Below are 12,706 nucleotides of genomic sequence, written 5' to 3'. Positions count from 1 at the left end.
ATAACCTTTAGTAATTGATTTAATTTAATGCTTAAAAATTAGCATAATGATCTCGTAAGCAATATTTTAATTACATTACCATAAGTGACAAACAAACAATTATTCAAAATGCTAAATAAAAATAAGTTTGCTAATTATAAATCAAAATAATAATGCACACTAGCACCATAGGAAAGGCCTGCGAAACTATCTATACCGCTACCAAAATCACCACCTATATATCCGAGTTCTCCACTAAAGGCCAAACCTTCTACAAAATTTGGAATTTCACATTCCACTCCACCACCTAGACCGAAACCAACCGTATTATAAGAATCGGAAGTCCCGAAATAATAATCATATTTAACGGTAAAATAACTGACCTGTGCATAAGCATAAGGCTTAAAGAAAAAAGAATCGCCAAGTACGTTAAAGTTATAAACGTATCTTCCTGAGGCTCCAAAAGAAAAACCAGTAGCACTATATCCGTAAGAAGCACCACCCAAAATTAACTGTGCCGTATGGTGTTCTGTAAAGTTATATTTACCACTGATACCATAAGCTGGATAAGAGGACGCTAAACCTGCACCTAAAACGCCAGCCTCTCCCATTCTTTGGGCATGCACGGTTGACAAAAAAAATAAACTAAATAGTAATGTAAAAAGAAAATTGGTTTTCATAATTATAGAATGGATTGATTAATTTTTTTAAAACTTTTTCAGGAAATAAGCTAAGTAAAAGAGGGATCTAACTATTTAATTTTGAACATAATAAATAACCTCAAATAATAATCAAAGGGCAAATAAATACAACAAACAGTTAATTTTTGAGTCGAAATATACTTACAAGCCTAAATATCAATTTATTGACTTTAACTACTATTGATTTTCAGTTTCTTAACCATTGTTGCACCATTTTCCTATCAAGTTATATTAATTGCTATAGTTATTGATTAATGAAAAACGGAATATTAGTAAAACTCCCATTTCCAACTGTGTAAGTTGCATTAGTATCCGGATCGAAAGCGACATAACTAAACGTACCCGAAATTCTTTCTCCTGGAACATCCACTGCTGAAATACTAAGTGTTGCACTTACGGTTTCGTCCGCATCTATCGTTGTGGATCCATTTTCATCTTCAAAAGTGTAAGTGCCACCTACAGCATCTGCCGGAAAGGTAAATGAAGCACCAGCAACAATAACATCAGGATTATCCATAATTAGCGTAACACCTATAGCTGTAGTTTCTGAATTGTCTGAAACACCATCAGTCGATGCTGCCAATCCGAAAACATAAACAGTAATAGGTCCTGAATCTCCACTTGTAATCGCAGCAGCAACAGAATTTTGGCCAAATGTAAATGTCTTTGTCTGCCCGTTGATATCTGCTTTTACGGTACCATCTTCTCCAAGCAAGCTAATAATTTCATCTTCAACGCCGCAACTTATCAGAGCAATCGCAAATAAACATAGTAGTAATTTTTTAGCCATTATACTTATTATATTTTTATTGTTTAAGTGAATCATCAATTTCATGAGTATTTAGTTTTTTAATTAAAGGACTAGAACTTTAGAGGGTTAGCCATTTCCCATTTTAAATAATTTTCGAAGCGTAGACGAATCGGTCTTTTCTTCAACTTGAGGTTGGCCAGTTTTACTTCGGTTCAATTCAAGGGTTTTGTTTTCAATTTCTTTTGAAGATGCATTTCCTCGTCTTTCCCTTCGCCTTGTTGAAGTTTCAATTTCTTTTTCAGCTTCAATTACGCCTGTTTTTGCGATATTGGCGATTGTACCGCCATTTTTTCTATCCGCAAGTGCTCGTAATTGTGCAACTTGCGTATCTAAATCCCCAAAATAAATTTTATCATAGAGTGCAATGGCTTCAGCATAGCGTTCTTGCTCCTCGTAAACCCAAGCCAACAATAGCAATTCATGTCTAGTTGATTTCACATTGTCCTTATTGGTATTTAACTCTAGACTTTTATTAATGTCTGCTTCGGTTTCTTTAATATTTCCTAAGTTGAACTGAACTTTAGCGCGCATAAAATAAGCCATAGCATTGGGTCTTAAAGCCACCATTTGATCGTACTTTTCTAAATCACTTTCTTTAGCATTCTCTCTTGCAATAAGTTTTTTACTGTTGCGAATAAAATAGATATGGTCGTAGTAAACATCACAACTGTAAATGAGCTCAGACTGCATGGCAACCAATAAGTCTTTGCGCGCCAATTGCCCTTTGTAGAATTTTTTGTCAATATCTTCTTCTACAATTTGCGCATCAATCTGCGTGGCGTATTTAGGCAATGTTTCTCGTAAACAAGCTTTAAACGCATTATCCGTAAGTGTTCGTTTCAGACTTTCTTCCTCTAAACAAGTGCATATCTCTGCTCTAAATTCACTTTTATAAGATTGCGCATTTACAATTAAGAAAATGGATAGCGTCATTAAAACAGTAATCGTATGTTTCATCTGTTTAAATTTAAAATCATTGAAGTTATTCATCGTTTTCCTCGGTGCCTACGAAATAGGCCTTTACCGAAAGCATACAGAATTTTAAAGCTTGTTTAGACTTATTCAGATTGAGTGTAGCTTTAGCCTGTCTCATCAAAGGTGCATCGCTGATGTCATCTGCAATATCTGGCATTTCTTGCCAAAGGCTATCCACATCTCTTTCTGCACGTTCCATCAACTCATCTTCTATTTCAGCTGGCACTTCAACTCCTGCCCTAGATAAACTATCGTAAACAAAAACCTTGTGATACAACTCAAATGAATGCTTTACAAAGTTATCTACGCTTGTAATTTTTGATTTTCGTTTTGGTGGTTTAATTCTTTTTTCTTGAGACCAACTGCCTGTAGAAAATAGAACTAGTATAAAAATGGCTAAAATTGTATGACGGTAAATTTTATTGTGAAACTCCATAAGGCTTTCGGCTATAATTACAATTAACCTTTGCGATTAATTTTAGATAAAGCAACAACATATTTTAGCGAAAAGCCACAGCCAACTTATTATCGTTGGTTTTGAATATATTAACGTTATAGTTGTAGCCCGTTTTTGACATTTAATTACTATTTTTAACCAGCTATTAATTCATATTCAGAAATTCATATTCATAATGAAAATGTTTCTCACCACTTTCTTTCTAATGATTACCATCTATTGTTTTTCTCAAAACGCGATGATCGATTCGTTAGAAAATGTCATAAAAAATTATAAAAGCAAGGATACAGCTTACGTGAACTTAAGAATTAAGTATGTTGCCAGAAAAATGTTCTTAACACCTACTGATACAACTTGGACGTCGTACAATAATAAAACATTAAACATTTCGAGTCAGCTTAATTACCCAAAAGGCATTGGAATATCTTATAATAATTTAGGAATCATTCAGCATTACTTTTTATCTGATCCTTTACAAGGTCTAGAATATTACCAAAAGAGTTATGACGTTTTTGAAAATGAACCAAAATTTCAAAAATATGTAGTCGCCGTACTTACAAATATTGGGCTTATCAATTTAGAGCAGCAAGAATACGATAAAGCCTTGAAAAGCTTTAAAACTTTATTGAATAACCCTGAGAACAAAAGTAAATACAACACCTTGTTTTACATTGGTAACGTCTATGGGGAACAAAAGAAACTTGATTCTTCGATGTATTATTACCAAAAAGCTCTTGTAGGTGCTGAACAAAACAATCGCCATATATATATTGCAAACATAAAAACCAATTTAGGCTTAATACAAGCTCGAGCTGGTTTCTTAAATGAAGGTTTAACTACCATCAATGCGAGCTTGGATTTAATAGAAAAGTATAATATTGAAGGCTTACGTGTAGCCGCTTATACTAATGCCGCCGAAGTTTATTTACAAAATAATGATATTGAGAAAGCAGAATATTATGCAACCAACAGCTTAAAACTGAGTAAATCCTTAAATAATCTTTCAACCGAGAATAGTGCGTTGGCAACTTTAGCTAACGTTTATGCCAAAAAACAAGATTATAAAAACGCTTTGACAACCTATCAAAAGCATATTGTTCTAAGGGATAGTTTGATAAATGCGGATAGAAAGCTTGACATCTCCAGAAAAGAAATTCAGTATGAAGCAGATAAGGATCGTGCCATTTCGCAAGTAGAGATTGAACGCCAGAAATCGATTAAAAACGCTTCAATCATTGGAGGTTCTGGACTTATTCTTGCTTCCATTTTTAGTTTTGTTTTATACCGAAGAAAGCAAGATGCCATTTCAAAATCCAAGGAAGCCGAGTTTAATGCGAAGGTTTCAGATACGGAATTAAAAGCCTTACGCTCACAAATGAATCCGCATTTTATCTTTAATTCTTTGAATTCAATAGGCGATTATATTTTAAAAAACGATACAGAATCGGCTAGTGATTACTTAGGGAAATTTGCGAAATTGATGAGGCTCACCTTAGAAAACTCGGAAAAGAAAGAGATTTTATTAAGCGAGGACATATCTCTTTTGAGAACATATATGGATATTGAACGCAAACGTTTCAACCATAAATTCGATTATGTTATTGAAATAGAAGCTGATTTAGATTCTGAAAATATTTTAGTACCACCAATGATTCTTCAACCTTTTATTGAAAATAGCATCATTCACGGTTTGTCACAAAAAGAAGAACTCGGTTTAGTGAAAATTTCTTTTAAGGCAGAAAAAAACATGTTGATTTGTAGTGTTGACGATAATGGTATTGGTCGAAAAAAATCAATTTCCAGTAAAAATCATCCCGAAAGTAAATCGATGGGAATGGCGATAACCAAGAGTAGAATTGAGATTATCAATAAATTAAAAAACACCAACGGAAATGTTGAAATTACAGATAAAACCGAAGGTACACGAATAGACGTTTCACTACCAATGCAACTTGCTTTTTAAAATACAATTAAATAATAACAGAACAGAGATGACGCTGATATAGCTGAGTTTCGCAGATAAAATAAAAAGTTAAGTTCAATAATAAGATTCCCGATTTCTCGGGAAATGAGTATGATAAAAACCATAATTATAGATGACGAATCCCACTGTTCAGATCGTATTTTGAGTCTCATTGAAAGACATCCAAATACGTTTAATGTGCTTGCCGTTATAGACAATGTAGATGAAGCGCTGCGCCTTGTGCCACAGTTACAGCCTGAATTAGTGTTTTTGGATATTAAGATTCATGATAAAACAGGATTCGACTTTTTACAGGAAGTCGGTTCAATTAATTTTAAGGTGATCTTCACGACCGCTTTTGATAATTTCGCCATAAAAGCTTTCAAATTTAGTGCTATCGATTATTTATTAAAGCCCATAGATACTGACGATTTTGATGCTGCTGTTTCACGTTTGAAAGACAACCTATCCAAACAAAATATGGAGCAACAACTTCAGAATTTGTTTAAAAATTTGAAACCAAATCAAAAGAAAGTGATTACCATTCCGTCTTTAACGGGCTTTGAAACCTTAAAAGTTGAGGACATCATTCATCTGGAGGCAGATACTAGTTATACACACATCTTTACTAAGAAAGGAAAAGCCATGGTTTCTAAACCGATAAAATTTTACGAAGATTTATTGGCTGAAAATTCATTCTTTAAAACGCATAAATCGCACCTTATTAATATAGATCATGTGAAAAAATATTATAGAGGAAAACAGAGTTATGTATTGATGTCCAATGATGGCAAAGTGCCAATTTCAGTAAGACGAAAGGATGAGTTTTTGAAGCATTTTACTTAATAATCTCTTCAATATCTTTTTGTTTAATTTCTTTTCGTGCTCTTGGATGCTTTCTTAAAAACTGAAGTGAGGCGTTAAGCTCGTAACCCAATAAGAGAATATTGGAATTCAACCATAGATATAACAACAAAATCAACAAGGCACCAATAGATCCATAAAGCTCGTTGTATTGGGAAAAATTTTCGATATAAATACCAAATAAAAACGAGGTTAGTATAATGAGCAAGGTAGTTAACAAAGCACCAACAGAAAAGAACTTGGACTTTTTACCTTCTTTAGTTCCAAAATAGTATAAGGTTGCCGTTGCTAAATAAGCCATGAGGACGAAGAACAAATACTTTGCAAAGATAATCCAACCTAATCCTTTATCATCTTCTGCAAATGCATTTCCGCTTAAACTTTCATAAAGCGGCTGAATAATATAAATCTGAAAATAGCCAAACACAGCAACAGTTAACAATAGAAGAAAAGCTAAAATCAATGCTATGCCAAGTGCAATACCATATTGTTTAAACACATTTCGATATAATTGTTTGTGATACGAGGTTTCAAAACCTGAAAAAACGGCATTGACACCATTTGCCATCAAGAAAATAGAAAGCAAAAACACTGATGAGATTATCCCTCCACTACTGTTACTGCTCATATCTTGAAAAATATTATCAATAAAAAAATCAGAAGTCTGTGGTGGCAAAATGGATCTTAAAAAAGATAAAAATTCAAATTGAAACCCATCAATAGGAATATGGGGAATTACAATAATCACAAACAGCAGAAAAGGAAAAATAGCCGTAAAAAAACTAAACGCTATCGCACTTGCCCTTGTGGCTAAGGTTCCCTTAATGATTCCCATGCCGTATAACTCCAACAAATCGTAAATTGATAAACCTTCAAATCCTGGTAATTTAATCTGTTTAAAAAAACGCATGATTAAATTAAGCACCGGAATTTTATCTATTTTATCTTCTATGAGTTTTGACATGAAAGGATTTATGGATTACGATATACGATTTTTAATATACGATTTTTGAATTACGATTTAAGATTTATGGATTGTTAATTACAACTTACGATTTTGGATTTTTGATAGAACTTTAATTTTGGATTTTAATATGAGCAATAATTTACTAAGCTAAAACCATTGTTTTTTCCAGAACTATCGTGACACTTTACACTTTATACTGGTTACTTTTATTTAATACAAATGTCCGAAGGATAAAGGGAAACTGCCTACTGCGACTGAACTCCGCCCACTCTATTCAAACGGCTTTTAAACTCAAATCCATATTGTAAACTGAATGCGTTAATGCACCGGACGAAATAAAATCCACACCACATTCGGCATACTTTCTAAGCGTATTTTCGTTGATTCCGCCAGAGGATTCTGTTAAACATTGATCTCCAATGAGTTTTACCGCTTTACGAGTATCTTCGTAATTAAAATTATCTATAAGGATTCTGTAAACACCGCCACAACCCAAAATCTCCTTGATTTCTTCGATATTTCTGGCTTCGACAATAATTTTCAAATCTCTTTTAGTATCCTTTAAATACTGCTTAGTTAAATTAATCGCCTTAGTGACTCCACCAGCAAAATCAATGTGATTGTCTTTTAACATAATCATATCATACAACGCAAATCTGTGGTTTTCGCCACCTCCAATTTTTACAGCCCATTTCTCTAAAGCCCTAATACCTGGCGTTGTTTTTCGTGTATCTAAAATTTTAGTTCCTGTACCTTCCAATAAGTCAACAAACTGTCTGGTTTTTGTGGCGATTGCACTCATACGTTGCATGGCGTTTAAAACTAAACGTTCGGCTTTAAGAATGGATTGCGACGCACCTTCAACATAAAAAACAATATCTCCATGGCTCACTTTCTGACCATCTTCTATCAACGTTTCGACTTTCATATGTTCATCTACGTAAGCGAACACTTGCTTTGCAAATTCTACACCCGCAATAATACCTTTGTCCTTTACCAATAACTTCGCTTTTCCTTGAGCTGAAGCAGGTATGCAGGCCAACGAACTATGATCGCCATCGCCCACATCTTCACGTATGGCGTTAGAGATAATTAATTCTATTTCTTTATCGAATTGTAATTTTGAAATCATTTGAATACTTATTTAGTGTAAAAATAGGAAATAGATTAACGATTTCCGATTTTAGAATTGCGAATTAGGAAGGAATTACGATTTAGGGATTAGGAATTAGGAATTAGGAAAAATCTGAAATTGTAAATCGTAAATCGTAAATTTGCAAAATGAACATAAAACTCATAGCCATAGGCAAAACCGACAATAAAAATCTACAAACCTTAATTGCAGATTATACCAAACGACTTGGCTTCTATATTAAGTTTGAATTTGAAGTGATTCCTGATTTAAAAAGGGTCAAAAACCTATCGGAAGCCCAACAAAAAGAAAAAGAAGGCGAACTTATCTTGGCAAAAACCCAAACCCCTGATGTTCTAATTCTACTCGATGAAAATGGAAAACAATTGGATTCCATTGCATTTTCAGGCTATTTGCAAAAACACATGAATTCTGGTATCAAAAACTTAATCTTTGTCATTGGTGGTCCTTATGGATTTTCGGATGCTGTTTATAACCGTGCAAATGGTAAACTAGGATTGTCAAAAATGACATTTTCACATCAAATGGTACGCTTGTTTTTTATAGAACAATTGTACAGAGGGTTTACAATTCTTCGGAATGAACCTTATCATCATAAGTGAATCCTTAGTAGGCAGTCTTCGGTTGGCAATACTCTTTCATGTTCTGAAAATAGTCTCAGTTTTCAGAGGCAGTATCAGTTCTTACTCATATCTAAAGAAACAGTCGCAGTTTTTTGATTACTTTTTATAAAATAAGATCATATTGAATGCCCTTATTCTTTTTGACAAGTTCTTAAACTCGCCACATTAATCTCCTGAAAACTGCGACCGCGACTGCATACTTTTTCAATAGGTCTTATAAACTTCTTTTCGTTTCTTAAGTTGTCTTGTTAAATCATTAATGGTTTCGTGCATTGCCATTTCATAATTTTTCTCGTTAGAGGTGGCGAAGATACGTGGTCCAGGTAAACTTAATTCTATGTTACAGATTTTACCAGCCTCATGGTCTTTTTCGTCTTGCTTAAAATACACTTGGGCTGAAATCAAAAACTCAAATTTATTGGCTAGTTTTTCTAATTTTTCTTCGGTTAATGCCGAAAGTGTTTCACTTGTATCTATGTTTACGTATTGAAATTTTACTGTCATAATCTATTGCATTTAAAATGAATAATTCTTTTGTCTAAGATAAAGATTTAAGTCAGTTTTCAGACTGATAAATATCATAAATAATTAATAAAATTTTTGATTTTCTAGATTTTGAAACTATGGAAACACAATTTATAAAGGTTTTATTTATTCTTTTTTATTCTTTCTCTTAAACCTATAAGCCACAGCTAATTTTGCATTGGTAATATTTAAATTGTAGGTATTGTCATAATCGAGGTCTGTAGAATACAATCCATTGTTATAAGTAAAGCTGACATAAAACCGATTAAAATTATAGCCTAAACCCAATGAAAAATCCAATTTATAAAGCATCGGGTTCGCTGGCCTATAACTATCATCTTCTAAGGTAATTTTCTTATTTACCAGTCCAATTCCAGGCATTACATTGATGGTTGCAGAAATATTTTCCGGCAGTTTAAAATAAGAGATGAATCCAGCTAAAACGCCAACTGTAGCCCCTTGATAGCGTTTTATATTCCCTTGTGCATTGAAATAAGGATTGGTGCTTTCTGATAATATGTTTGGTTTTGCGGAGAAATAATCGAAACCACCAAACACCCCTAAACCGCCTGTTATGAAAATATCCTTATGGCGTTCTTCTGAAAAACCAGCTTTCAAAAGTGCATAGGAAAATTCAATATCGTCTAACGTGAATAAATAATTAAATCCAAAACTTACAGAACGCACGTCACTTCTGAAAACAAAATGTTCATCAAAATTATTTTTGGCGGTAAACCCTTTATAGGTTTGAACATAAATATTGGCGAAATGCCGATCTTCTAAAATGGTCGTACCTTGCAAATCAAAACGTCTTGTCTCCTCTTTATTCGGATTTTTAAGATTAAATCCAATATCAACTATAACTTTTCTATTGGCAAAACCCAATCCTAAACCGTGTCTATTATTAGGGACGAACCTTGCTTTAAAATCATCATTTTTGATACTAAATTTATTGACCTTAAAATTGGTGAATACACGAATGGAATAATTTTCAATATCCCTATCAATAAGCAATGCATCTAAATCATCAATATTTTGTGCATTTGCAGTTGAGAAAGCGAAATAAATACCTAGAAGCAAAAATACCTTGATGAATAAAGCCTTTTGAAAAATAATTTGTTTTGACAAATGATACGTATTAGATTCCTATTTTTACAAAGCACTTATTTAAACGTTTTCGGTTGACTAAAAAATTAAATAAGTGAAACAAAATTACATTGAAAATCATTTTATAACGACAAATTATGCAACTTGTTTTCGCCACCAATAACTTAAATAAATTAAAAGAAGTGCAAGCGATATTACCACCACATATTAAACTTTTAAGTTTGGCAGATATTGCCTGCGTTGAAGATATTCCTGAAACACAAAATACTATTGAAGGGAATGCCATTCAAAAAGCCGACTACCTAAAAAAACATTATGGTTATGATTGCTTTGCCGATGATACGGGTTTAGAGGTTGAAGCATTAAACGGCGAACCTGGCGTGTTCTCAGCACGCTATGCCGGACCACAACGCAGTGCTGAAGACAACACCAATAAATTGCTCACAGAACTTAAAGACAAATCCAACAGAAATGCGCAATTTAAAACCGTTATTGCTTTACATCTCAATGGCAAACTTCACACTTTTACAGGCATTTGTAAAGGTGAAATTACAATCCAAAAACAGGGTAAAGGAGGTTTTGGTTACGACCCAATTTTTAAGGCTGAAGGTTATGATAAAACTTTTGCCGAAATTACCTTAGAGGAAAAAAACCAGATTGGCCATCGCGGTAAAGCAGTCGCCCAATTGGTTGATTTTTTGACTACTAAAAATGCTTCAGAATAAACTCAAACAATTACTTAAACTGTTATTATGATTTATTGTTTCTAAAATATTAAGTTATATTTAGACGCAACCAACAAAGCGAATACGACCAACTTGAATCCCAACCGTCTATATTTTATCGATGCTGTAAGGGCATTTGCCATCTTAATGATGCTACAAGGGCATTTTATAGACACACTTCTCGACCCATCTTATAGAGACCAAAATAATACAGCGTTTAAAATCTGGGAATATTTTAGAGGCATAACGGCACCAACTTTCTTCACTATTTCTGGGCTTATCTTTTCTTATTTACTCATCAAGGCGAAACGCAGTGGAAATGTTGAGCAACGTATGCGAAAAGGTTTTAAAAGAGGATTAATGCTCATTGGCATAGGTTATTTGCTGAGAGCGCCAATATTTCAATGGTTAATTGGGGAATTTAATTCTTATTTTTTGGTTATTGATGTTTTGCAATGCATTGGCTTGTCGCTCATTATTGTTGTCCTTATTTATAAGCTCACTTTTAAAAAAACACTGCTTTTTTCAATCTTAATGTTGGTTTTAGGACTCACTGTTTTTATAAGTGAACCTTTATATCGCTATTTGGAATTACCTAAAGTTCCTATTTTATTTTCAAATTATTTATCTAAAACTTACGGTTCCATTTTTACCATTATTCCCTGGTTTGGCTATGTGGCTTTTGGCGCTTTTATTTCAACCTTATTTTATCGCTATGTCGAACGACCCAAATTTAAAATGGCCATTGTTTCTGGCTTTTTTGTTTTCGGAATTGCTCTAATTTTTAATTCATCTTGGTTGTTGATGAAACTGTATTATTGGTCGGATATTTCGATTTTTAAGGAGGTTGCCTACTATAATTATTTGTTCACCAGACTTGGGAATGTATTGATACTATTTTCATTGTTTTATTTAGCCGAAAACTATATTAAACAAACTTTGATTCTTAGAATTGGACAAAAAACATTGTCCATATACGTCATTCACTTCATCATAATTTATGGTAGTTTTACAGGGCTTGGCTTATCGCAACTTATAGGAAAGACACTCGTACCTTGGCAAGCCATCATTGGTGCTTTACTCTTTTTATCTGTCGTTTGTTTTATATCATTCTATTATGCTAAAACAAATGCATTTGTATATTCCAAAGTGCAGAAATTAGTAGATAAGTTTAAGCGTTACACAAAATAATATTATGGCACATTGGTGCATTTTTAAAACAAGAAAAGACCACCTAATTAAAGATGATCTTTTCACTTTCATAGCAATTTAATCCCATTCCATATACAGAATGTAGATTAATAGCATTATACTTACGTAATTTTAATAGTAAAGGTTTTATATCATTTAAAATTATGGAAAAACTCATAGAAAAATTCTACGCTTCCTTAAATAACTGTGACGATAAATCCATGCTAGCTTGTTACCATGATGATGTGGTTTTTAAAGATCCTGCCTTTGGAACATTAAAAGGCGAACGCGCCAAAGCCATGTGGTCCATGCTATGCGAATCCCAAAAAGGCAAAGATTTTAAAGTTGAATTTTCAAACGTGAAAGCCAATGCCGAAACTGGGTCTGCACATTGGGAAGCTTTTTATACCTTTAGCAAAACAGGTCGAAAAGTCCATAACGTCATTAAGGCTTCATTTGAGTTTAAAGATGGCTTGATCATTAAGCATACTGACGAATTTGACTTGCATAAATGGGCAAAACAAGCTATGGGAATAAAGGGGATTTTCTTTGGTGGCATGACATTCTTTAAAAATAAACTTCAGCGTCAGACGAATGGGCTTTTAGATAAATTCATGAATAAAAAAAAGCTATCTAGTTAATTAGACAGCTTTTTCAGGGACAAT

Annotated in this window: 14 protein-coding genes; 6 read left to right on the top strand and 8 right to left on the bottom strand. The window is 33.3% G+C overall.

What is annotated here, in order from left to right:
- Positions 1–134: 134 nt before the first annotated feature.
- From HM987_RS06740 to HM987_RS06725, 4 genes are all read right to left on the bottom strand, one after another.
- The gene (locus HM987_RS06740; protein ID WP_179006408.1) at positions 135–659 is read right to left on the bottom strand and encodes a hypothetical protein; all 525 of its coding nucleotides are present in this window, start codon (positions 657–659) and stop codon (positions 135–137) included.
- Positions 660–924: 265 nt separating this feature from the next.
- On the bottom strand, positions 925–1,470 hold the full coding sequence (locus HM987_RS06735; protein ID WP_179006406.1) for a hypothetical protein: 546 nt from the start codon (positions 1,468–1,470) through the stop codon (positions 925–927).
- An 87-nt stretch (positions 1,471–1,557) separates the two neighbouring features.
- A complete protein-coding gene (locus tag HM987_RS06730) occupies positions 1,558–2,448 on the bottom strand; it encodes a tetratricopeptide repeat protein (RefSeq protein WP_179006404.1) in 891 nt (296 codons plus the stop codon).
- A 25-nt stretch (positions 2,449–2,473) separates the two neighbouring features.
- The gene (locus HM987_RS06725) at positions 2,474–2,902 is read right to left on the bottom strand and encodes a hypothetical protein (RefSeq protein WP_179006401.1); all 429 of its coding nucleotides are present in this window, start codon (positions 2,900–2,902) and stop codon (positions 2,474–2,476) included.
- A gap of 259 nt (positions 2,903–3,161) precedes the next feature.
- Between HM987_RS06725 and HM987_RS06720 the strand changes: the two genes are divergently transcribed.
- Positions 3,162–4,886, top strand: a complete 1,725-nt coding sequence (locus HM987_RS06720; RefSeq protein WP_179006399.1) for a tetratricopeptide repeat-containing sensor histidine kinase — start codon at positions 3,162–3,164, stop codon at positions 4,884–4,886.
- Between the two features lie 105 nt (positions 4,887–4,991).
- Positions 4,992–5,732 carry a LytR/AlgR family response regulator transcription factor gene (locus HM987_RS06715; RefSeq protein ID WP_179006397.1) on the top strand — a complete coding sequence of 247 codons (741 nt, stop codon included), beginning with the start codon at positions 4,992–4,994 and terminating at the stop codon, positions 5,730–5,732.
- Here the strand turns inward: HM987_RS06715 and HM987_RS06710 are convergent.
- Positions 5,725–6,714: a YihY/virulence factor BrkB family protein gene (locus tag HM987_RS06710; protein WP_179006395.1), complete on the bottom strand. Its 990-nt coding sequence runs from the start codon at positions 6,712–6,714 to the stop codon at positions 5,725–5,727. The two genes, HM987_RS06715 and HM987_RS06710, sit on opposite strands and share 8 nt — an antisense overlap.
- A gap of 277 nt (positions 6,715–6,991) precedes the next feature.
- Positions 6,992–7,849: a carboxylating nicotinate-nucleotide diphosphorylase gene (gene nadC, locus HM987_RS06705; protein WP_179006393.1), complete on the bottom strand. Its 858-nt coding sequence runs from the start codon at positions 7,847–7,849 to the stop codon at positions 6,992–6,994.
- 149 nt (positions 7,850–7,998) lie between these two features.
- Between nadC and rlmH the strand changes: the two genes are divergently transcribed.
- Positions 7,999–8,472 carry a 23S rRNA (pseudouridine(1915)-N(3))-methyltransferase RlmH gene (rlmH, locus tag HM987_RS06700; protein ID WP_179006391.1) on the top strand — a complete coding sequence of 158 codons (474 nt, stop codon included), beginning with the start codon at positions 7,999–8,001 and terminating at the stop codon, positions 8,470–8,472.
- Positions 8,473–8,697: 225 nt separating this feature from the next.
- Here the strand turns inward: rlmH and HM987_RS06695 are convergent, their stop codons facing one another.
- Both HM987_RS06695 and HM987_RS06690 read right to left on the bottom strand, forming a co-directional pair.
- Positions 8,698–8,997 carry an HPF/RaiA family ribosome-associated protein gene (locus HM987_RS06695; protein ID WP_179006389.1) on the bottom strand — a complete coding sequence of 100 codons (300 nt, stop codon included), beginning with the start codon at positions 8,995–8,997 and terminating at the stop codon, positions 8,698–8,700.
- 147 nt (positions 8,998–9,144) lie between these two features.
- Positions 9,145–10,146: a DUF4421 family protein gene (locus HM987_RS06690; protein WP_229724636.1), complete on the bottom strand. Its 1,002-nt coding sequence runs from the start codon at positions 10,144–10,146 to the stop codon at positions 9,145–9,147.
- A 116-nt stretch (positions 10,147–10,262) separates the two neighbouring features.
- Between HM987_RS06690 and HM987_RS06685 the strand changes: the two genes are divergently transcribed.
- From HM987_RS06685 to HM987_RS06675, 3 genes are all read left to right on the top strand, one after another.
- Complete coding sequence (locus HM987_RS06685) at positions 10,263–10,850, top strand: non-canonical purine NTP diphosphatase (protein ID WP_179006387.1); 588 nt, start codon at positions 10,263–10,265, stop codon at positions 10,848–10,850.
- Positions 10,851–10,943: 93 nt separating this feature from the next.
- The gene (locus HM987_RS06680) at positions 10,944–12,041 is read left to right on the top strand and encodes a heparan-alpha-glucosaminide N-acetyltransferase domain-containing protein (protein WP_179006385.1); all 1,098 of its coding nucleotides are present in this window, start codon (positions 10,944–10,946) and stop codon (positions 12,039–12,041) included.
- 164 nt (positions 12,042–12,205) lie between these two features.
- Positions 12,206–12,682, top strand: coding sequence for a nuclear transport factor 2 family protein (locus tag HM987_RS06675; protein ID WP_179006383.1), 477 nt, complete (start codon positions 12,206–12,208; stop codon positions 12,680–12,682).
- Positions 12,683–12,706 lie beyond the last annotated feature (24 nt).

The sequence above is a fragment of the Winogradskyella forsetii genome, from assembly GCF_013394595.1.
GTDB classification, from domain to species: domain Bacteria; phylum Bacteroidota; class Bacteroidia; order Flavobacteriales; family Flavobacteriaceae; genus Winogradskyella; species Winogradskyella forsetii.
Note: the sequence above shows the minus strand (reverse complement) of the source record. Positions and strands in the feature narration are given on the sequence as shown.

Bases quoted from the DNA above. Each gene is read 5' to 3' on its own strand.
- HM987_RS06740 (WP_179006408.1), bottom strand. From the start codon at position 659: ATGAAAACCAATTTTCTTTTTACATTACTATTTAGTTTATTTTTTTTG.
- HM987_RS06735 (WP_179006406.1), bottom strand. From the start codon at position 1,470: ATGGCTAAAAAATTACTACTATGTTTATTTGCGATTGCTCTGATAAGT.
- HM987_RS06730 (WP_179006404.1), bottom strand. From the start codon at position 2,448: ATGAAACATACGATTACTGTTTTAATGACGCTATCCATTTTCTTAATT.
- HM987_RS06725 (WP_179006401.1), bottom strand. From the start codon at position 2,902: ATGGAGTTTCACAATAAAATTTACCGTCATACAATTTTAGCCATTTTT.
- HM987_RS06720 (WP_179006399.1), top strand. From the start codon at position 3,162: ATGATCGATTCGTTAGAAAATGTCATAAAAAATTATAAAAGCAAGGAT.
- HM987_RS06715 (WP_179006397.1), top strand. From the start codon at position 4,992: ATGAGTATGATAAAAACCATAATTATAGATGACGAATCCCACTGTTCA.
- HM987_RS06710 (WP_179006395.1), bottom strand. From the start codon at position 6,714: ATGTCAAAACTCATAGAAGATAAAATAGATAAAATTCCGGTGCTTAAT.
- nadC (WP_179006393.1), bottom strand. From the start codon at position 7,849: ATGATTTCAAAATTACAATTCGATAAAGAAATAGAATTAATTATCTCT.
- rlmH (WP_179006391.1), top strand. From the start codon at position 7,999: ATGAACATAAAACTCATAGCCATAGGCAAAACCGACAATAAAAATCTA.
- HM987_RS06695 (WP_179006389.1), bottom strand. From the start codon at position 8,997: ATGACAGTAAAATTTCAATACGTAAACATAGATACAAGTGAAACACTT.
- HM987_RS06685 (WP_179006387.1), top strand. From the start codon at position 10,263: ATGCAACTTGTTTTCGCCACCAATAACTTAAATAAATTAAAAGAAGTG.
- HM987_RS06675 (WP_179006383.1), top strand. From the start codon at position 12,206: ATGGAAAAACTCATAGAAAAATTCTACGCTTCCTTAAATAACTGTGAC.